The organism is Amycolatopsis sp. cg5 (assembly GCF_041346955.1).
Classification (GTDB): domain Bacteria; phylum Actinomycetota; class Actinomycetes; order Mycobacteriales; family Pseudonocardiaceae; genus Amycolatopsis.
The window spans coordinates 7,212,436-7,232,247 of sequence record NZ_CP166849.1; the positions used below are offsets into that span (position 1 = coordinate 7,212,436).

The following is a 19,812-nucleotide window of genomic DNA, read 5'->3' on the forward strand; positions in this document are numbered from 1 at the left end:
CCGTCAGCCTCCGTACCGGTAGTCGCCGGGCAGGTCGACGAGATCGGGCGTGGGGAACGGCAGCGGGTGCAGCCCGTTCTCCGGCAGCGCGGCCAGCAGGTCACGGGTGTACGGATTCCTGGGCGCCGCAAGGACTTCCGCGGCCGGACCGGTCTCGACGATCCGCGACGCGAACATCACCGACAGCTCCGCGTCCACACCGCCCAGCGCCTCGATGTCGTGCGTGGCGACGAGCACGGCACGGTCGGCCGCCAGCTCCGTGAGCAGCGAGACGACATCGCGTGACCGTTCGCGGTCGAGCGCCGAGGTCGGCTCGTCCGCGACGACCACCTCCGGATCACCCGCGATCGCGGCGGCGATGGCGGCACGCTGCAGCATCCCGCCGGACAGCTCGTGCGGGTACTTTCCGAGCGCGCTCGCTTCCAGCCCGACCAGGTCGAGCAGCTCACGCGGCCCGCGCTCGCCACGCAGCCAGCGCACGGTCTCGGCCAGCTGCCTGCCGAGTTTGCGCACCGGCGTGAAGCACGTCATCGCCGACTGCGGCACGACACCGATGCGGCCGTCACCGGTGGTCTTCACCCGCCCGCTGATCCGGGCCGAGGCGGGCAGCGTTCCCGTGACGGCCGCGCACAAGGTGGACTTGCCCGAGCCGGAACCGCCGATCACGAAGTGCGGCCTGCCCGGCGCCGCGACGAGGTCGGCTTCGGTGACCGCGTGCACCTCGCCGCGCTCGACCGGGATACGGACGCTGAGTCGATCGATCAGCAAGGTCATGCCGTCACCGCCGCTCTCGAAGCTGAAAAGGACCGTCCTACCACCGAAAGCGCCAGCGTCACGGCCACGATCGCGCCGGCGGGGAACACCAGCCGCCACCAATGCCCGAGCAGGAGCGCGTCGCCCGCGTCGGCGAGCAAGGTGCCCAAAGACGCTTGGTGCGGCGGTAATCCGACGCCGAGGAAGGACAAAGTGGACTCGTGCCACACCGCGTGCGCGACCAGCAGCACGACCGCCACCCCGGCCTGTCCTAACGCGACAGGCAGGAAGTGAACGCGCGCGATCGTCCACGACGGCACGCCGCGCAGCTTGGCGACCTCGACGTATTCCGCGTGCCGCACCGAAAGCAGCTCCGCGCGCACGACGCGGGCGATCGACGTCCAGTGCGTGAGCACCAGCGAAATCACGATAGCCACAAGGGAGCCGCGGAACATCGAGACGATCAGCAGCGACAGCAGCAGGCTCGGGATCGCGGTCATCGCGTCGGCCACCCGCATCCCGATCCGGTCCCACCAGCCGCCGAACGCGCCCGCCGCGATCCCGACCGCGAGCCCGATGACCGTGGACACCACCGCGGTGACCGCCGAGATCCCCAGCGACACCCGCATTCCCTTGGCCACCAAGGTGAACAGGTCCCGTCCCGACGAGTCGGTGCCGAACCAATGCCCGAAGCTGGGTCCCTGATCGGCGGCCGCGAAGTCGGTGATGGCCTCGTCGACCGGGAACAGGACGGGCACGAAGATCGCGTAGAGCGCCAGTGCCACGACGATCGCGGCGCCGCACCTGGCGGCCCGGCTCCACTCAGCCATCGGCTTCGATCCTCGGGTCGACGGCGATCGCGGCCGCGTCGGCCGCCAGGTTGCCGAGCAGCACCAGGCCGACGGTGAGCACGGTGACGATCGCCAGCAGCGGGAAGTCCATCGCCCGCGCGGAATCCACGGTCGCGTCGCCCAGCCCCGGCCAGGCGAACACCGTCTCGACGACGGTCGCGCCGATCAGCAGCTCCGGCAGCCTGCCGCCGACGAGTGCGAAGAACGGCGCCGCCGCCATCGGCAGGATGTGCCCGCGCTCGACCACGCCACGCGGCAGGCCGCGGGCACGCGCGCCGCGCACCGGGTCGCTGCCCACGACCCCGATGATCGCTTCACGCAAACCCAGTACCAGCCACGGGACCTGCGAGATCCCGAGCACCAGCGCGGGAAGCACGAGGTGCCGCGCGGCCGACGCGGCCGTCACCGCCGCACCCGGATCCGTCAGCCCCGAGCTGGGGAACAGCCGGAAGGTCACGGCGAGCACCAGCACCGCGCCCAGCGCGACGATGAACGGCGGCACCGCCTGCAGCAGCACGGCCAGCGCGCTGATCCCCCGGTCGACGAGCCCGCCGGCGCGCAGGCCGGCGATCGCGCCCAGCACCAGGGCGAACGTCACCGCGACCAGCGAGCCCGCCAGTCCCAGCAACGCCGTCCAGCCGAGCCGTTCACCGAGCACCTGCGCGACGGGCTCGTGGTACGCCCGCGAGTAGCCGAGATCCCCGGTCAGCGCGCCGGTCAGCCAATGCCACCAGGCCGAGATCCAGCTCTGGTCGAGCCCCAGTGTGTGCCGCAGCGCCTCACGTTCGACCTCGGTGAGCCCGTCACCGACGCCGCGGAGGTACGCCTCCAGCGGGTCGAACGGGCTCGCCGCGGCGAGCGCGAACGTGGCGAGTGAAACCCCCAGTACGAGCGGTACCCCGAAGAGCAGGCGCCGGACGGCCAGTCTCGCGATGCGGCGCGACCGCGTCACGAGCGGGTCCAGCGGGCCAGCGAATACCAGGGACCCCAAGCCACCCCGTGCGCGTGCGGTTCCAGCGCCGTCGGGCCGAACTTCCAGCCGTTGTCGCGGACCACGTACACGTGGTTCTCGGACACGAGCGCCAGCATCGCGGGCGCCGCGTGGTAGGCGGCCTGGAAGTCGCGGTAGAGCTGGGCGCGCTTGGCGGGGTCACGCTCGACACGGGCCGCGTCGAGCACCCGGTCGACCTCGGGGTTCACGTAGTCCGACGCGTTGTCCCACTTCGAACCGGCGCCAGGCTTGGCGTAGCGGGAGTGGAACTTCGGGTACAGCTGAGTGTCCACTGTGTACGGCTGGCCACCGCCGCCGAGCATGAACGCGGTCGCGGCGAGGTACTGCGGCGTCATGGTCGACTTCTCGACGGCGACCGGGTTCAGCTCCAGCCCGATCTTCTTGGCGTCGGACACGGTCGCCATCGTGAGATCGCGGCGCAGGTTCTCGGTCGGGTAGTAGGCGACGTCGAACCGCGCGCGGCGGCCGTCGCGTTCCCTGATGCCGTCGGCGCCGGCACGCCAGCCCGCGTCGTCGAGCGTCTTGCGTGCGCGTTCCGCGTCGAAGGTGAAGTCCTGCGCGGGATCGTACGCGACCCCGAACAGCGGCGTGACCAGCGTCGAAACGGCCGTGCCCTCGCCGCGCAGGATGTCGCGGACCATCGCGCCGCGGTCGACGCCGAGGTTCAGCGCGAGCCGGACGGCCGGGTCGCCCGCCACCGGATCACCGGTCGGCAGGGTGATGCCCAGCCAGTCGTTGGCCTTCGCGGAGATCACGCGGTAGCCGTTCTTCGCGGCGGCGTGCGCCAGCGCGGGCGGCAGCCGGGTGCCGTCGGCGTTGCCCGCGAGCTGCGCGGCGCGGGCCTTGTCGTCGTCGGTGCGCAGCACGACGAAGGTCTTCACCGGCGGCTTGGCGCCCCAATACCCGTCGCGCGCGGTGAACACCGCCTGATCGGGCCGCAGCTCGGTCAGTGCGTACGGGCCGGTCCCGATGGGATGGTCGCCCAGGCCGAGCTTGTCGGCGGGGCCGGGCTTCGCGAGCGCCTCCGAGGGCGCGATTGCCAGGAACAGCCGGTGCGGCACATCGGCGTACGCCCCGGCGAGCGTGAAGTCGACGGTGTCCGGCCCGCTCGCCTTGGCCGACTTGAGGAAGTCGAAGTTCGCGGCGATCGGCGACGCGAACGCCGGGTCGATGACCGCGTTGTACGTCGCGGCGACGTCCTCGGGACCGAAGGTGGACCCGTCGGAGAAGGTGACCCCGCTCCTGGTCCGCACCCGCCAGTGGGTGAGATCGCCGTCGACGGCCTCCGGCGGCCCCTCGGCGAGCACCGGCACCGCGTCGGGAATGCGATCGTCCTGTCCCTCGGCGACCCGGTAAAGGCTCTCGTAAATCTTCGATTCGCCATTGCCGCCGTGGCCCGTCAGCGGATTGAAATGGCCTAGTTCTTCGGCGTCGATGACGACGAAGCGGTCAGTGGCGCCGGAAGCCGTTGGCGTGCCACAGGCGGCCACTGTGAACAGAAGCGCGAGCACCGGCAGGCGCGGACGATGGCGGGAGGTAAGCACGTCGCCTACCCAATCATAATGATAATCGTTTTCGATAAGACTGTGGCTCAGCTCACGACTTCCCTTTCAGGTCAACGAATTCGCATTCCTGCACGCGTCAACGGCAACGCAGCCGTGTTTCCCACGTCAACGCCGTCCGGATGGTGAACGGGCAACGCGGCTAGGGCGTGTCCTAGGGTGGAGGCGTGGACGACAGGCCGATCACCATGGCGCAGCGCACCTTCCGGCAGCACGCGGACGAGCTGACCGCCATGACCAACCGCGACCGCTTCGACTTCATCTTCCGCGCCAACATGTGGGCGGCGGACTCGGTCTCCGGGCCCGGCTCCGAGCTGGAGCAGACCAGCGCGCTGCGCGCCGGCCTGCCGCCGCTGCTCGCCCGCTTCGGCGTGCGGTCGCTGCTCGACCTGCCGTGCGGGGACTTCGGCTGGCTGAGCACGGTGGACCTCGGCGTCGAGAGTTACCTCGGCGCCGACATCGTCCCCGAGCTCGTCGCGCGCAACGTCGAGCGGCATGGCGAGTCGTTCCAGGTGCTCGACCTGATCACCGACGAGCTGCCGCGCGCGGATCTCGTGCTGTGCCGGGATTGCCTGGTGCACCTCAGTTTCCACGACATCGGCCGCGCGATCGGAAACCTGCGGCGCAGCGGTTCCCGCTATCTGCTCACCACGACGTTCACCGATTTGACCACCAACGCCGACATCGTCACCGGCGACTGGCGCGCGCTCAACTTCTGCCGCGCGCCCTTCGACTTCCCGGAACCGCTGGCCGTGCTGTACGAGGAGTGCACCGAGGAGAACGGCGCGTTCGCCGACAAGGCTCTGGGCCTGTGGGACATCGCTTCCCTGGGCTGGGGGTCGTGACGAACGCACCGCCGGCGAGTTTCATGGCGCTGCTCAAGCGCTACCGCCGCCGCGCCAATCTCACGCAGGAGGAGCTCGCCGACGAGTCCGGGGTCAGCATCCGCGCGATCAGGGACATCGAGCGCGGGATCGCCAGGAGCCCCCAGCGGCGGACGATCGAGTCGCTCGCCGTCCCGCTGGCGCTGAGCGACAGCGAGCTGGCCCAGCTGCGCGACGCCGCGAGGTCGAACCGCGTCCAGCAGGACACCACCGGTGTCTACGCCACGTCCGTGCTCGGCATGCTGCCCCCGGACATCGACGACTTGACCGGCCGCGAGCGCGACCTCGACGCGTTGCTCGCGCTCGCCGACGAACTGACCGGCAGCCCCCGCTGGTCGGGCCACACGGCGGTGCTGACCGGGCCGCCCGGCGCCGGCAAGACGAGTCTCGCGGTACGCGCGGCGCACGAGCTCACCGACGTCTTCCCCGACGGCAGGCTCTTCTTGAAGCTGCGCGGGATGTCGTCGCAGCCGAACGATCCGGCGGACATCCTGCACTTGATCCTGCGCTCGCTGGGCGTCGACGCCGTCACCATCCCGGCCGAGCTGGAGCAGCGGGCGAGCCTTTGCCGATCGCTGTTGAAGGACCGCGCCGCCATCCTCGTGCTCGACGACGCGGCAGGCGAGGCGCAAGTCCGCCCGCTGATGGTCGGCGGCCCGCGTTGCCTCACCCTGATCACCAGCCGCCAGCTGCTGGTCGGCCTCGAAGGCGTCAGCAGGCTGAACCTGACCGTGCTCGGTCGAGGCGACGCCATCGCGTTGCTGACGGCCATCATCGGACGCCCCCGCGTCGCGGCCGAGCAAACGGCGGCGCTCGAGCTGATCGAGCTGTGCGGCAGGCTCCCGCTCGCACTCCGCATCGTCGGCAACCGCCTCGCGAGCCGCCCCGGCTGGCCGCTGGCCGGTCTCGTCGAGCAGCTCCGTGACACCGGCACCCGCCTGAAGACGCTCACCGCGGGCGATCTCGACGTCCACAGCGTCTTCGAGCTGTCCTACCGCCAGCTCACCCCGGCCGCGGCCATGGTGTTCCGCAGGCTTTCCCTGGTGCCCGCCGCCGAATTCTCGCCCGGCGCGGCGATGGCACTCGCCGACACCGGCGACGCGGCACTCGTGCTGGAGGAACTCGCCGACGCGAGCCTGCTGCAGACGTCTCATCTGGACGGCCGCTACCAGTTCCACGACCTGCTCCGCGTCTTCGCGGCCGAGTTGCTCTCCCAGGAGGATTCGCCGGAAGCGATCGCGGCGGCGGAGCACCGGCTCACCGATTGGCTGGTGCGAACGGCGACAGCGGCCGGCCGTTATTTCCTCCCCTCCGGCGAAACCAACGCGCCCCCGACCCCGACACCCTGGTTCAGCGAACCCGGCGCGGCGCGGCGCTGGCTCGAAGTCGAGGTCAAGAACTGGCTCCCCGCCATGAAGAGCATGGCGGCACACGGCGAGCACCGCGCGGCGCTCGACCTCGCCGAGGCCATGCACTGGTACTTCGACATCGACGGCACGGCCAGCACCTGGCACGAGGTCTACGCACTCGCCGTGCGATCGGCACTCGCGATCGGCAGCAAGCGCGACGAAGCCGTCCACCGCAACAATCTCTCCTGGATCGTCTGCGCGCTCGGCAACGGCGAGGGGGCCGCGGAACTGGCCCGGCAGGCCTTCGATGCCGCCGTGGCGGCAGGCGATCTGCGCGAGCAAGCCTGGTCGAAGCTCTACCTCCGGCGCGCGCGACACCCCGGCTCCAGCGAACTGCTCGACGAAGCGATCCGGCTCTTCGAAGCAGCCGGCTACCCGATCGGCCTGTACTGGGCGCGCGCCGAGCGAGCCGCGTATTGGCACGAGCAAGGCGACCACGCGGCCGCGGCGGCCGAGTTCGAACGCTGCCTCGACCACTTCAAGCAGCGGACCGGCACGCCCATGGACGACTACGGCTACGCCTACGCGCTGCTGGACTCCGCCCGGAGCCTGGCCGCACTCGGCTCACTCGACACCGCACTCACCCGCTGCGAAGAGGCACTCGAACTCTTCCGCCGCCACGGCGTGTCACTGGGCCAGGCCCGCACTCTCCAAGCCATCGCGGAGATCTTGACCTCGCGCGGCGACCACGCGAACGCGGCCGCCGCCCAAGCCGAGGCCCAAACCCTGTTCGAGCGAACAGGCGCGGCCCGCAAGTCCTAACTCGCGGAGGTCGTGAGTGTTCAGACCGGTTAGAACCGGCCGTACCACTCACGACCCCGGAGAAGTCAGCCTCTGGCCGTCAGGTCCAGCAGGCGCCCGGTGAGGTCGAGGTGCTCGTCCACACTGCTGGTCAGGTAGGTGAGGTCGATGAAGGTGTGGTCCGGCTCCAGCACGGACACGATCTTCACCACCGACTCGGCGATGAGTTCCGGCTTCGTGTCAGGCGCGGCGTTCACCCGCAGCGCCACCCCGAGCGCCTGAGGATCGCGCCCGGCCCGTTCGGCATCGGCCCGGATCTTGGCGAGCGTGGTGGTCAGCACCTCCGCCGGGAACTGCTCGGGCACCGGCCAGACCGGCAGCCAGCCATCGGCCCGCTCGGCGACCCGGCGCAACGCCTTCTCACCGAACCCCGCGAGGTGCACCGGCGGCTTGCGCACCGGCTTGAGCCCGACGTGGCTTTCCGCGATCTTGTAGCCGACCCCCTCGTGCGCCACGAGATCCTTGCTCCACCAGGTGTCCAGCAGATCGAGCAGGTCATCCAGCCGCTTTCCGCGCTCCGACATGGGAACGCCGACGGCGTCGTACTCGTCCGGCGACCACCCGATACCCAGCCCCGGCAGCAGCCGCCCATTGCTGGCCACGTCGATGCTGGTCAGCTGCCGCGCGAAGTTGGCAGGCTGGTACTGCGTGGCGTTGATGGTGCTCGACCCGAGTATCGCGGTCTCGGTCACCGCCGCGGCGACCGCCAGCGCGGTGAACGGGTCGTACGCGGTCCAGAACTCCTCGGGCATGGTCTCGTAGCCCGGGTACGAAACGACGGGCGCCACCGGCGACAGCAGCCGGTCACCCACCCACAGCCCCGCGGCCCCGGCCTGCTCGGCCGCACGCGCGTACCGCGCGACCCCGCCCGGCGTGGCCGCGGCCTTGCCGAACACCGGAAGACTGAAACCAATGCGCATGGGTAAACCCCCTGAAGCGGCAACGGACCCGTCCGGTCCTGTCACCACTACTACCCGCATTTGGTTGCGCGTTCAAGTACCTCGGCGCACGGCGGCGCGTACCCGGTCAGCGGTCATGTCAACGCTGTCATATTGGATGTTCGAACAGCATATGACCGGATGTTCGAACCCGTAAGTGGAAGATCTTTCATATTCCGCCCGCAAAGATCTTTCTTGACAGTTTGGCGAAACACCGTGATCTGACTGGCAGTAACCAAAGCCGGTCGAGTAGATTCCCTAACGGCCTGCCCCGTTCACTCGTTAGACGGCACAGGCGCGACAGCTGTTACATGAGGTTTCGAAGTCGATGAGCCTCGGAGTATTAGTCGCCTTTTCTCCCCTCGCCGGCACGATCCGGCGCCCGGCGGAGGCAAGTATTCGGAAAGTATTCGGCGCGGGCGCCAGAGTCGCGTGCACGAGGAGGGAACGGATGCAAGGTGATCCGACGAGGGGCATCCCGATCCAGGCAGGACCGGGCCGGGGGCGCGGGCAGTCCGCGCTGAGCAAGCTCAAGTCGACGGAGGACTTCACCAACAAGGACAAGCTCAGCGCCGACGGCCGCGCCCTGATCCTGTTCCTGGTGGTGACGCTGGCCGACGAGTCCGGGCGCCTGACCGGCACGTTCAGGGCGCTCTTGGACGCGCATGCCGACGACGACGGGCATTGGTCGCACGGCAAGGATCTGGCAGGTATTCAGAGCCACTGCAGCAAGTACCTCGGCCGGGCGGCCGCGCGGATTCCGTCCTGGAACAAGGTGCACGACCTGATCACCGCGGCGACACCCGAGGCGCGGCTGCCAACGGTGCTCGGCTACGCGGCCGGCCTGTTCTGCCGCGCCGCCCGCGTGGCGCGCCCATGCGGGGAGTATCGGGGAGAAATCCTCCTGCCCGAGTGGGCGGGCGCCGAAGTCGTCACCGTGCCCGCGATCCAGGCGTGCCTGATCAACCCGGAGCCCGTGCCGCGCGACGACGGCGACGCCGAACGGCTACGCGAGGAACTACAGGAAACCCGGGACCTGTTGTGGTCGGTCGTGCGCGGATTCCGCCAGGTCAGCGCGCAGTCGAACGAACGCGACGCGGCCCAGCGCCAGCGCCAGGCCGCGGTGCGGGAGAGCGTGGATCTTCGCGCGCAGAACCAGCGGCTGCGGCACCGCAACAGCGTGCTCATGAAGGAGAACCTGCGGCTGCTGAAGGCGCTACATCCCGGCACCAGCACCGAAACCCTGCGCAAGCTCATGCTCGAAAGCCACGCCCGCCAAGCCGAACGCCCGGGAATCCCGACAATGGAATGGCTCGGCACCAGGAGCGGATAACCCCCGCGGCAGGTTTCACCCGCGATTACTCGCCCGGCTTTCACAGCCGCCACGAGGACGGTGAGACGAACGGCGTGCTGCTGGAACAGCAGCCGTTCGCACCTCACCGAATTCCCGATGCCACCCACACCCCTATGGGCCCCAACGAGAACTCATCAGCGGAGCCGACCCGGTCACGCCGACTCGGCCCAGCCCTATTAACGCCGCCAGCCACCGAATGCGCTACGGATTCAAGCCCGGTCGGACATCGTCCGGACAGGGCCCTCACCTGGAGGATCGATGCTTTTGGCACGTCTGAGACGCCTTGCCGCTCCCACGACGAGTCGTTAGCCATGTGACCCAAGTCACGCGCCAATCGGGTGACCCGAGCGGTTTTTGAACACCGGACCGGACACGACACGGACGCATTAGGACGACCGATCGCTTGTGGTGATCACCGAATACGAGTTGGATTCTCAGCAGGGCGCACTGCGACCGAGCCTTTTGCCAGGCTCAGGCGGAAATGACGGCTGGAACCGTCTTCCGGCAGGCGATACACCCAAAACGCACAATCGCCCGATGCCAAAACACCCCCTTTGTGGATTTTACGGAGAGAAAATGTCAGCCGTTCGACGGTCCGCGCCCGCTTTGCGGTGCAAGACCTCCTGCCCCACCATGACCTCGGCGTTGCCGTGGGTGCTGGGATTCGTACTGGTGCTGGTGGCACTGGGCAACGCCCCGGCCGCGGCCACGCTCGTGGCGCTCGCGCTGGTGGGCGGCACCATCGGCCTGCGCCCGCTGCCACAGGTGCTCCTTCGGCCGCTGACCGGGCAGGGGGTCCTCCCTTGACCTCGATCGACTCGTCCAGGCCTGCCGACGAGCAGGCCGCGCGTGATCTGGCCGTCTGGGAACTGCACGCCGCCATGGGAGACCTGGGGCCGGACCAGCATCTGTACAAGATCGGGATGGCTCTGCCGTCCTACCACATCGATCTGATCTCCCAGGCCTGGAACATCAACAACGGCAAACTGATGCCACCCATGATCTACCAGGCGATTCTCAAGGCGTTGGAAGCTCCCGAGCAGACCCGCAGGCACATCTACTTCTTGCACCACCTGGCTTCCGAGGCCGAACGGTCCTTGCGCGGCAGCGAAACCAGGACGGTCGGTGATCCGGCGGCGGCGATCTCGTCCGCGAGCTTCGGCGCGCTGGAGGAGACCACCGTCGACCGGCTCCTCACGGATTTCGTGCGCAACGGCAAGCTCGACGAGGCGACGACGATCCGCAACGCGCTGGACACCCTGAACACGGTCGAGGAGCCGTCGCTGCCCGCACCGCTGCTCGGGATCAAGACCGAAGCCGAGTTCATGGCGCACCTGCGTGAGCTCAGGCAGAAGACCGGTATCTCGCTGCGTGACCTGGAGCGGAAGATGCGCCAGGTCGACAAGCAGGGAGGCCTCGGCAGGACTTCACTGTGCGCCCTGTTCAAGAGCGACACCCTGCCGTCCAACGAAACCAGGATGCGGACGCTGGTCACGGTGCTGCTCTCCCACACGGCGACCACCGCGGTGCCCGGCCGCACATCGACGGGCGAGATCAACGCCTACATCAGGCTGTGGCGGCGGCTGCGCAACGACGCTCCCACCCCACGAGACCAGGCACCCGGGGCGATCGCCTCGCCCGTGGAAACGATCCCGCACACGGAAAGCGTCGAGCCTCGGGTCTCCGCGGCGGCACGTTTCAAGGTGGCCGTGACGATGGTCGGCTGCGGTCTGCTGCTCAGCGGAGGCTACGCGGCAGGAGTCCTCACCAGCACGCTCTGGCGCTAGCAGCGAGGTGAGTTCCGGGGTGGCCGGACCTTGGTTCGGCCACCCCGAAGTCACTCGGCTCAGTCGAGCGGCGACCTGTGCTTGCCGCTGTCTTCGCTGTCATCTCGCAGAATGTGCGCGAAAAGCTCGGCGAGCTCTTCGTAGATTGGTGTCGGCTCCTCGATCAAGGCGCCCGCGCGATCTCCCATGCCGTCATTTTCGCGGAACCGGTGCCACTGAGTGACCGAAACCGGGGAAATCGGCCCAAATCTCGCGGATCGAACCCGGATGGTCACCACGGGTGATCACTGCCGACCCAATACCAGAACCGCCACTGCCCGGAAGGGCAACTGTGGCAGGTACTTGTGGCCGCTGCGCCAGATGGAACGACGTGAACGCCTCGTTCGCAACGTTCAAAGTTGTGAACGGGGCGTTCACGTCGTCTCGCTGGTGAACCCCACCTGATTTCGTGTCCACAAAGGACATCAGGCGTGAAATTGCGTCCGTTATGTCTTGTTCGCCCGCTTGTGGCGGAGTCTTGGACGTGACGAAGGGGGCCCATGTCACGCTCAGCGTTACAAGGGTGGCCTTTGTGTGGTTTAGCCGCGCCCATCATGACCACCACACCGCCGCAGGGCGCGGGAGCGGGACACGACCCCCACCATGGCTGAGCGAGCGACGAAGCTTCTATGTCAAGCAGCTTGGTTTAGTTGATCTTGTTGGAGTGTGGCGTCGGTTGTCATGGCGCGGTAGATGGTGTTGGTGAGGTGTCGTTTGAGGGCGCGCAGGGCTGCTTTGGTGGTGGCGTGTGGGCGTGTGGTGGTCCAGCGGTCTCGGTAGTCGCGTGCGGGTGGGTGGTGTGCGAGCTGGGTGATGGCGATGCGGTGCAGGCAGGTGTTGAGTTGCCGGTTGCCGCCGCGGTTGAGCCGGAATTGTGTTTTGCCGCTGGACCAGACGGGAATGGGTGCGGTTCCGGCGTGCATGGCGAAGGCGGCGCTGGAGCGGAACCGGCTGATGCCGGCGGTCTCGCCGATGATTTTCGCGGCGGTGACGGTGCTGACCCCGACGATGGCGAGCAGGGTGGGCGCGATGGGGGTGATCAGGTCGGCGAGGTGGCGCTCGTAGCGGCCGATGTGCTTGTTCAAGGCGCTGATCTCCGCGACGAGGTCGAGGGCGAGGTGACGGCGGACGCTGTCCGGTAGTGCGTGCAGGGCGGTGGTGAGCGTGGCCAGGGTGCGTGGCCCGGTCAGTTTTGCGGTGCCGGTGTCGAGGGCGGGGTCGAGGTCGTGCAGGTGCCAGCGCAGCGCGTTGATGACCGCGGTGCGGCGGGTGACCAGGCTTTCCCGGCGATCGGTCAGCAGCCGCAGGTCCAGCGCGGTCTGGTCCAGATGTGCGGTGGGCAGGTCGGGTTCGCGTAGTGCGGCGCGGGCGACGGCGAGCGCGTCGATCGGGTCTGATTTGCCGCGGGTGGAGCCTGTCACGATTTCTGTGTAAGTCAGAGGTGATTACTTACGTTTTTCAGGTTATCAGAAAGGGAGCCTTCCTGGGAAGAGGCGGGCTAGGGTGTTGAGTGCGACTTTCCAGCCGTGTGTTCCCGTTCCGGATGTTCCGCCGCGTTGACTGGAGATGTTGCGGAGTCCGAGGTAGAGAAGTTTCATGGCTGCGTCTTTGTCGGGGAAGTGTCCGCGGTTCTTGGTGATTTTGCGGAGTTGGAAGTTGATGGATTCGATAGCATTGGTGGTGTAGACGATTTTGCGGAGTTCCGGCGGGTAGTCAAGGAACGGGATGAGGTCATTCCAGGCGTTATGCCACACGTCGATGGCGCCTGGGTATTGTTGCCCCCATTTCTTGTCGAATTCGGCCAGGGCGAGTTCGGCGCCTTCGACGGTGGGGGCGCAGTAGATCTCGCGCATCGATGTGGCGATCTTTTTGCGGTCGTTGTAGGACACGAATTTCGAGGCGTTGCGGATGACGTGGACCACGCAGGTCTGCACGACCGTGTCAGGAAAGATCACTTTGATCGCGTCGGGAAGACCGGTCAGGCCGTCGCAGCAGGCGATGAGGATGTCTTTGACGCCACGGTTGCGCAGGTCGGTGACGACCTTCTGCCAGAACTTCGCGGCCTCGGTGTCCTGGATCCAGCAGCCGAGAGCGTGCTTGCGGCCGTCCACGTCGACACCGATGGCCAGGTAGGCGACTTTGGTGGTCACCACGCCGTTGTCTTTGACGCGGATCCGGATTCCATCCACATACAGGATCGGATACACCTCGTCGAGCGGACGTGATTGCCACGCTTTGATCTCGTCGACCACGACATCGGTCACGTTAGATATCAATTCCCGGGAGGCATTCACGCCATAAACTTCCAGCAAATGAGCTTCGATGTCGCGGGTGGTCATGCCCCGGGAGTACAGTGACAGGATCATGTCGTCGATGTTGCCGATCCGACGAGATCGCTTCGGCACGATCGCGGGTTCAAAAGACCCGTTCCGGTCACGCGGAACCTCGATATCGACCGGACCGTTCATCGTCGACACCGTCTTGGTCGACTTCCCATTTCGGGAATTGCCGGAACCGCGACCGGAGGGGTCGCGGCGTCATAGCCTAAATGGTCGGTCATCTCGGCCTGCAGCGCCCGCTCGAGGACCGCTTTGGTCATTTGATTCAGCAAGCCGTTGACGCCGTCGATCGGCGTTCCGGCCGCTTTGGCGTCCTTCAGCAGCGCGTCGATCGTCTCCGGCGAGAACGTCTCCGCCAGCTGCCGCGCCGCCGCCTCGTCACTGCGACGAGGCGATGTGTTCTGCGTCACTCGGTGTCCCTTCCGACCGCCCACCAGGCCGGTCGATCTTGGTACACCCCCGACCTACACAGTTGGCGTGACACGCCCCGCGGGTGCGGGCGCTGGCCCGGCACTGGGCCATGAGTTTCGGCGGCACCCACACCACTTCCGCGCCGTGGCCGATCAAGGTGCGCACCAGCCGTCCGGCCAGGCCACGGCCGTCCTCGACCGCCCACAGCACCTGCGCCGAAGCCAGGGCCGCGGCCCAGCGCCAGAGCGCGAGTATCCCGCCGGCGTCGGTTTTGACTGTTTTCTGGGCGAGTTTGCGCCCGTTGTGATCGACCGCGACCGCGGTGTGGCTGGACTTGTGCGGATCGATCCCGATGACCACCATGGACATCGCGCGTGTCCTTCCCTGAGACCGGAGACATGTGTGACCGGGCCGGGCTGGTCGGACACACCTCAGTCGAGGTGGGATGTCGTCTAGTCCACGCTTCTATCAAGTCAGGCCAGCCAGGCCCGGAACCCTGACCGCGCTGGACAATTCGTGCTCAAGTCAACCCGCACAGCAGGGGCGACAGCCACATTTTGAATCACCACGCGATCAAGGCCGGACCCTAACCGCCAACCAGGCGGCCACACCACCCTGACACTGAGCCACATTTGGCCTTCCGCTCCGCGCAGGCTGGATGAAGTGAGGGTGCCCCCGAGTGCGTAGTGCGCACCGAGGGCGCCCCTCGCTTCATCAGGGACTGGTCAAGCACCGCCCGGTAGCTACTCCCTGCCCCGCAAACAACCGGCGGCACCACTCACTACTTCACTTGCGTGAAGGCGTAGTAGGCCGAGCTGCCGTTCGTACACGTGGTCCTGGATTCTTCCCACGCCCTCACCCAGGGACCGAACTTGTCGCCGTCGTAGCTGCACAGAAGGACGACGCGGTGGAAGGCGTTGTAGTACGGCGGCGTGCACCGTGACCAGCCTTCGCCGTTGCCCTCGTCGGGATCCCACTCGACGTAGCTGGATTTGCAGCTCTCGGCCGCGATGGCCTGCGTGGCAGCGGATGCGGCCGGTGCGGCCATGGAAAAGATCGTCGCGGCGGCCGCCACCAAGGCGGCGAGCGAGCGGACCCGGATCTTGGGCATGACTGTTTCCTTCTGCTGTCGGCGGATTCACGCTGGAGTGTGCTCAGCGGGCTCGCGCACGGCAACGCTTTTCAGCCAGGCTTGAAATCCAGGGCGACGGCCTGAAAACACTGATGCCACCGACCAAAATGGTCGGTGGCATCAGTGAGGCTGTAAGTACCCCCGATGGGATTCGAACCCACGCTACCGGCGTGAGAGGCCGGCGTCCTAGGCCGCTAGACGACGGGGGCTCAGGTGCGGGCTAAACCTAGCAGAGCGCCTCGCGGATCAGTTCGGCGACCCGTTCCGGACGCTCGACGTGCACTGAATGGCCCGCGTCTTCGACGATCGCGACCCGTGCGCCCGCCGCCCGATAACGCGCGGCAGTCGGCGCGCACGGGTACATCCGGTCGCGGCCGCCGAGTATCGCCAGCGTGGGCAGGCCGAGGTCACGGACTTGGGCGTCGAGCGGATGGGAGGCCAGGCGGGCGCGGCGGTCGGCTAGCACCACGCGGTACATGCCGGGGTGCATCGACAACCGGCGCGGGCTGAGGCGGTGCAGGAACCCGATCAGCGCCGCCGTGGTGGGCAGGAACGCGCCGGGCGGGAATCGGGCGTAGCTGTAGTCGGGTGCCTGGCCGATGATGACCACCCCGCGAGCGCCTGGCCGCAGGCGCGCCACCGCGAGTGCCACGTCCGCGCCGAAGGAATGGCCGACCAGGTAAGCGTCGGTGACTTCCAGTTGCGACAGCACGTCCGCCACGGCCAGCGCCTGGGCTTCGGCGTCGGCCGCGTCGCCGCCGGTGCGGCCGTGGCCGAGCAGGTCGACGCGGATGACGCGGTGGTCGGTGGCGAGACCGGCCGCGACCTTGCCGAACCAGCGCAGCGACGAGGCGAAACCGTGCAGCAGCACCACGGCCGGGGCGTCGGCGGGGCCGTCTTGGCGGACGTGCATGCCGCCCTTAGTCGAAGAGGTCGGGGTCGGAGAGGGTGATCTGCTCCCACAGCGGACGGGCCTGGAACCAGCCTGCCAGCGGGCTGCCGAGCTGGGCGCGGCTCTGGAGCGCGACGTCGCGGTCGATGAGTTTCGGGGTGCCCGCCGCCATGGCGAGCAGCTGGGCCTGGCAGGAACGCTCCATCGTGATGAACCACCAGACCGCTTCCGCGACCGACTGGCCGACCGTGAGCAGGCCGTGGTTCTGCAGGATGACGGCCTTGTGGGGGCCGAGCGCCTCGCCGATGCGCTTGCCTTCCTCGACATCGCTGACGATGCCGCGGTAATCCGTGTAGAGGCCCTGGTCCTCGAAGAACGCGCACGCGTCCTGGGTGATCGGGTCCAGCGGGATTCCGAGGCTGGAGAAGGCTTTTCCGTACAGCGAGTGCGAATGGGCGGCGGCCAGCGCGTCGGGGCGGGCCTGGTGGACCTGAGCGTGGATGACGAACGCGGCGCGGTTCACCGGGCGGTTGCCGTGCTGCACATTGCCGTCATGATCGACCAGGATGAGGTCGGAGGCCTTGATCCGGTTGAAGCTCATGCCGAACGGGTTGACCCAGAACCAGTCGGGGCGCTCCGGGTCGCGCACCGTGATGTGCCCGGCGACGCCTTCCGAGAAGCCGAAGCGGCCGAAGAGCCGGAAGCCCGCGGCCAGCTGCTCCTTGCGGTATTGGCGCTCTTCCTCGACGGATTCGAAGGTCGGCGGCACCGGGAGCTGGGCGTTCTCGGGCATCGGGCCGATCGCGGACGCCAGCGCGGCGACCATCTCGGCGGGCAGGGTGGACATCTCGGTCGTCGTCATCGCGCGAACCCCATTTACGATTGGTCGGCCAATCCGATTGGTGGTTGTATCCTGTGCCGGGCCGGGAGCGCGTGTCAAGGCCGAGAGGGAGAGCTCATGCCGAAGGGAACCACCAAGCGGCGGCCGGAGACGTTGGCGCGCCTGCTGGACGCGGCCTTCGAGGCGTTCGCAGAACTTGGCTTCCACGCCGCGGCGATCCCTGAGATCTGCCGTCGTGCCGGCTACACCCACGGAGCCTTCTACTCGAATTTCACCAGCAAGGACGAGCTGTTCTTCGCGTTGTTCGACCGGCACGCGGCGGCCACGCTCGACCGGATCGCCAGCCTCACCGGCGAGCAGCTGACGGTGACCGAGTTCGTCGACCGCGTCTCACGGATCGACGACGACGAGCGCGCCTGGTACCTGGTCACCACCGAGTTCACCCTCTACGCGATCAGGAACCCTGCCGCGGCGAAGCGGCTGGCCGAGCATGACGCGAAGCTGCGCGCAGAATTGGTCCAGGTGCTCGAATCGACGCTCGGCCGACGCGCGGCGGTCGACCTCGATCAGCTCGCCCGGCTGCTGATCGCGATCCGCGAAGGCGCGCTCGCCCAGTCCTATGTGGAGCCCGCCGAGCTGCCGCCTGGCACGCTCGAACGGGCTTTCCTGCCTGCCATCCTGAACGCGCTCTTCGCTCAGTAGACGTTCCTGGCGGTAACGGCGCGGAGCTTGTCCGGGTTGGCGACATTGTGGATCGCGACGATCCGGCCGTCGGCGCCGAAGTCGAACGTGACGGTCGCGATCACCCGGTCCGGCGCGCTGAACACGATGCCGGGCCCGCCGTTGAGTTCGACGAGTTCCGCCTTCATGTCGCCCGGCTCGACACCCTGGTAGGTCACCGTGCCGATGGCCGCGAACCACGCGGCCACTGTGGACGCCCCGATGACCGGAAGCAGTGCCTGGCGCACCTTGCCGCCGCCGTCCGTCCACAGTGTCACGTCGGGCGAGAGCAGTTCCAGCAACGCGTTGACGTCACCGCCGGTCGCGGCGTCGAAGAACCGTTTGGTCGCCCGCTCGCGGCTCGACCGGTCGGCGGTGAACCGCGGACGCTGCGCGCGCACGTGCTCGCGGGCGCGGTGCCCGACCTGGCGCACCGCGGCCTCGGACCGGTCCACCGCCTCGCCGATCTCCGCGTAGCTGAAGCCGAAAACCTCCTTCAGCACGAACACCGCGCGTTCGAGCGGACTGAGCGTCTCCAGCACGACCAGCATGGCCATCGACACCGACTCGGCGTCCACCGCGGCGTCGGACGCGTCACCGCCGGTGAGGATGGGTTCGGGCAGCCACGGCCCCACGTACGTCTCGCGCTGGTGCCGGGCGGAGCGCAGCCGTTCCAGCGCGAGGTTGGCCACGATCCGCGTCAGATAGGCCTTCGGGTCGAGCACCTGCGACCGGTCGGCCGCCGACCATTTGAGCCACGAGTCCTGGACCGCGTCCTCGGCATCGGCGGCGGTGCCGAGGACGCGGTACGCCACAGAGAACAGCAGCCGCCGGTGCTCGTGGAAGACCTGCTCGTCCGCGTTCATCGGGTGAACCTGCCACCACGCGGCCAGATCGCGCCCGAGGCGGGCATCTTCTTCATGCGGCCGAAGGTCGGCCATGGTGCTGCGGTCACCGTTTCCTTGTACCTGACGGCCAGCCGTCCGGTGAGGTGAATGCGACGAGCACTGTCGTCGGGATGGGTGAACTGCACCACAGCGTCGCCACGCCCGATGCTGACCGGCGTGTGGTAGTAGCCGAACCGGAAGTCCTTGGGCCGCTTGCCTTTCAGCACGCGCTCGATCGACAGCGCGGCGTGCACTCCCGTCGGCATGCCGCTCTGGCAGGTCCCGTGCATGACGCCGTAACCCTGCTCGATCGCGGCCGCGTCCCCGACCGCGTAGACCTCGGGATGCGAAACCGACCGCAGCGCGCCATCGGTGACGACGCGCCCGCGCTCGTCGACGGTCAGCCCGGCGGCGGCCGCCAGCGGCGAAACCCGCGTGCCGCTCGTCCACAGCACCGCGTCGGCGGCGACGAGTTCCCCGCCTGCCAGCTCGACAGCGTCGGGGAGCACCTTCACCACCTCGACGCCGGAACGGACCTCGACGCCGAGCCGGTCGAGCGCGGTGTGCAGGTACGCCTTGGCCTTGGGTGTCATGGTGGCGCCCGGTTCCCGCCTGCCCAGCAGCACGACCTTCAGTGCCGGGTACCGCTCGGCGATCTCCGCGGCCGACTCGATGCCGGTCAGCCCGCTGCCCGCGACCACGACCGTGCCACTGTCCAATCGCGACAACCGGCCCGCCAGCGACAGCGCGTCCTGAGCGCTGCTGAAGCTGTACGCGTGCTCCTCGGCGCCGGGCACCGCCGTCAGGTCCGCCGCGCTTCCCAGCGCGTAGACGAGCGTGTCGTAGCGCAGGACCCGATCGTCGTCGACGCGCACGGTCTTCGCGTCCGCGTCGACCGCGGTGACGAAGCCACGAACGAACTCCGCTCCGGTGCCGTCGAGCAGCTCCGGGATGTTCAGCTCGGCGACCTGTTGCCCGGTCGCGGTCATCGGCAGCCGCAGCCGCTCGGTGAACCGGTACTGGGCGTTGACCAGTGTCACGCGCACGTCGCCGCGGCGCTTCGTCCTGACCGCGAGCTGGATGGCCGCGCCGAGTCCCGCGTAGCCCGCCCCGAGTACCACTACCTGTGTGGTCATCATGCTGCCTTTCTCATCGGCTGTTGATGACCACGAGATGGGTGTGGCGCGCGCTTTCGTGACA

19 protein-coding genes, 1 tRNA gene and 1 pseudogene are annotated in these 19,812 nt (G+C 68.1%); 6 read left to right on the forward strand and 15 right to left on the reverse strand.

All coding sequences use genetic code 11. The features are described from left to right. Nucleotides 1–3: 3 nt before the first annotated feature. Genes AB5J62_RS32340 through AB5J62_RS32355 form a run of 4 tightly spaced genes read right to left on the reverse strand, consistent with a single transcriptional unit; the run spans nt 4 to nt 4,160 of the window. The gene (locus AB5J62_RS32340; protein WP_370943789.1) at nt 4–774 is read right to left on the reverse strand and encodes an ATP-binding cassette domain-containing protein; all 771 of its coding nucleotides are present in this window, start codon (nt 772–774) and stop codon (nt 4–6) included. After that, nucleotides 771–1,583 (reverse strand): ABC transporter permease, encoded by an 813-nt coding sequence (locus AB5J62_RS32345; protein WP_370943790.1) that lies wholly within the window; start codon nt 1,581–1,583, stop codon nt 771–773. The genes AB5J62_RS32340 and AB5J62_RS32345 overlap by 4 nt, the downstream gene beginning before the upstream one ends. Beyond that, nucleotides 1,576–2,556: an ABC transporter permease gene (locus AB5J62_RS32350; RefSeq protein WP_370943791.1), complete on the reverse strand. Its 981-nt coding sequence runs from the start codon at nt 2,554–2,556 to the stop codon at nt 1,576–1,578. The genes AB5J62_RS32345 and AB5J62_RS32350 overlap by 8 nt, the downstream gene beginning before the upstream one ends. Then, complete coding sequence (locus tag AB5J62_RS32355) at nt 2,553–4,160, reverse strand: ABC transporter substrate-binding protein (protein ID WP_370943792.1); 1,608 nt, start codon at nt 4,158–4,160, stop codon at nt 2,553–2,555. The genes AB5J62_RS32350 and AB5J62_RS32355 overlap by 4 nt, the downstream gene beginning before the upstream one ends. Nucleotides 4,161–4,345: 185 nt before the next feature. Here AB5J62_RS32355 and AB5J62_RS32360 point away from each other — a divergent pair, with 185 nt between their 5' ends. Together AB5J62_RS32360 and AB5J62_RS32365 are read left to right on the forward strand one after the other, a co-directional pair. Beyond that, nucleotides 4,346–5,023 (forward strand): class I SAM-dependent methyltransferase, encoded by a 678-nt coding sequence (locus tag AB5J62_RS32360; protein ID WP_370943793.1) that lies wholly within the window; start codon nt 4,346–4,348, stop codon nt 5,021–5,023. After that, complete coding sequence (locus AB5J62_RS32365; RefSeq protein WP_370943794.1) at nt 5,020–7,233, forward strand: helix-turn-helix domain-containing protein; 2,214 nt, start codon at nt 5,020–5,022, stop codon at nt 7,231–7,233. Before AB5J62_RS32360 ends, AB5J62_RS32365 begins: the two co-directional genes overlap by 4 nt. Before the next feature lie 65 nt (nt 7,234–7,298). Here AB5J62_RS32365 and AB5J62_RS32370 read toward each other — a convergent pair whose 3' ends face one another. Then, nucleotides 7,299–8,192, reverse strand: a complete 894-nt coding sequence (locus AB5J62_RS32370) for a TIGR03619 family F420-dependent LLM class oxidoreductase (protein WP_370943795.1) — start codon at nt 8,190–8,192, stop codon at nt 7,299–7,301. 469 nt (nt 8,193–8,661) lie between these two features. Between AB5J62_RS32370 and AB5J62_RS32375 the strand changes: the two genes are divergently transcribed. The 3 genes from AB5J62_RS32375 to AB5J62_RS32385 all read left to right on the forward strand — a co-directional run bounded on the left by AB5J62_RS32375 (nt 8,662) and on the right by AB5J62_RS32385 (nt 11,351). Next, nucleotides 8,662–9,543 (forward strand): hypothetical protein, encoded by an 882-nt coding sequence (locus AB5J62_RS32375; protein ID WP_370943796.1) that lies wholly within the window; start codon nt 8,662–8,664, stop codon nt 9,541–9,543. A gap of 597 nt (nt 9,544–10,140) precedes the next feature. Further along, entirely contained in the window at nt 10,141–10,371 is a 231-nt protein-coding gene (locus tag AB5J62_RS32380; RefSeq protein ID WP_370943797.1) for a hypothetical protein, read from the forward strand. Then, nucleotides 10,368–11,351 carry a hypothetical protein gene (locus AB5J62_RS32385; RefSeq protein WP_370943798.1) on the forward strand — a complete coding sequence of 328 codons (984 nt, stop codon included), beginning with the start codon at nt 10,368–10,370 and terminating at the stop codon, nt 11,349–11,351. The genes AB5J62_RS32380 and AB5J62_RS32385 overlap by 4 nt, the downstream gene beginning before the upstream one ends. Nucleotides 11,352–11,410: 59 nt before the next feature. On the opposite strand, the gene AB5J62_RS32390 is transcribed toward AB5J62_RS32385, so the two are convergent. From AB5J62_RS32390 to AB5J62_RS32425, 8 genes and pseudogenes are all read right to left on the reverse strand, one after another. Beyond that, entirely contained in the window at nt 11,411–11,539 is a 129-nt protein-coding gene (locus AB5J62_RS32390; RefSeq protein WP_370943799.1) for a hypothetical protein, read from the reverse strand. A gap of 483 nt (nt 11,540–12,022) precedes the next feature. Further along, nucleotides 12,023–12,811 carry a transposase gene (locus AB5J62_RS32395; RefSeq protein WP_370943800.1) on the reverse strand — a complete coding sequence of 263 codons (789 nt, stop codon included), beginning with the start codon at nt 12,809–12,811 and terminating at the stop codon, nt 12,023–12,025. A gap of 45 nt (nt 12,812–12,856) precedes the next feature. Next, a pseudogene (locus tag AB5J62_RS32400) lies at nt 12,857–14,088 on the reverse strand (IS256 family transposase). Nucleotides 14,089–14,107: 19 nt separating this feature from the next. Next, a complete protein-coding gene (locus AB5J62_RS32405; protein ID WP_370943801.1) occupies nt 14,108–14,509 on the reverse strand; it encodes a transposase in 402 nt (133 codons plus the stop codon). Nucleotides 14,510–14,921: 412 nt separating this feature from the next. Beyond that, nucleotides 14,922–15,251, reverse strand: coding sequence for a hypothetical protein (locus tag AB5J62_RS32410; RefSeq protein ID WP_370943802.1), 330 nt, complete (start codon nt 15,249–15,251; stop codon nt 14,922–14,924). Nucleotides 15,252–15,408: 157 nt separating this feature from the next. Then, a tRNA-Glu gene (locus AB5J62_RS32415) sits at nt 15,409–15,481 on the reverse strand. Nucleotides 15,482–15,498: 17 nt separating this feature from the next. Further along, a complete protein-coding gene (locus AB5J62_RS32420) occupies nt 15,499–16,185 on the reverse strand; it encodes an alpha/beta fold hydrolase (RefSeq protein ID WP_370943803.1) in 687 nt (228 codons plus the stop codon). 7 nt (nt 16,186–16,192) lie between these two features. Beyond that, entirely contained in the window at nt 16,193–17,026 is an 834-nt protein-coding gene (locus tag AB5J62_RS32425; RefSeq protein WP_370943804.1) for a class II aldolase/adducin family protein, read from the reverse strand. A 96-nt stretch (nt 17,027–17,122) separates the two neighbouring features. Here AB5J62_RS32425 and AB5J62_RS32430 point away from each other — a divergent pair, with 96 nt between their 5' ends. Continuing rightward, complete coding sequence (locus AB5J62_RS32430; protein ID WP_370943805.1) at nt 17,123–17,707, forward strand: TetR/AcrR family transcriptional regulator; 585 nt, start codon at nt 17,123–17,125, stop codon at nt 17,705–17,707. Here AB5J62_RS32430 and AB5J62_RS32435 read toward each other — a convergent pair. Both AB5J62_RS32435 and AB5J62_RS32440 read right to left on the reverse strand, forming a co-directional pair. Next, the gene (locus AB5J62_RS32435; protein WP_370943806.1) at nt 17,701–18,591 is read right to left on the reverse strand and encodes an RNA polymerase sigma-70 factor; all 891 of its coding nucleotides are present in this window, start codon (nt 18,589–18,591) and stop codon (nt 17,701–17,703) included. The genes AB5J62_RS32430 and AB5J62_RS32435 overlap by 7 nt on opposite strands. After that, the gene (locus AB5J62_RS32440) at nt 18,588–19,748 is read right to left on the reverse strand and encodes an NAD(P)/FAD-dependent oxidoreductase (protein WP_370943807.1); all 1,161 of its coding nucleotides are present in this window, start codon (nt 19,746–19,748) and stop codon (nt 18,588–18,590) included. Before AB5J62_RS32440 ends, AB5J62_RS32435 begins: the two co-directional genes overlap by 4 nt. Nucleotides 19,749–19,812 lie beyond the last annotated feature (64 nt).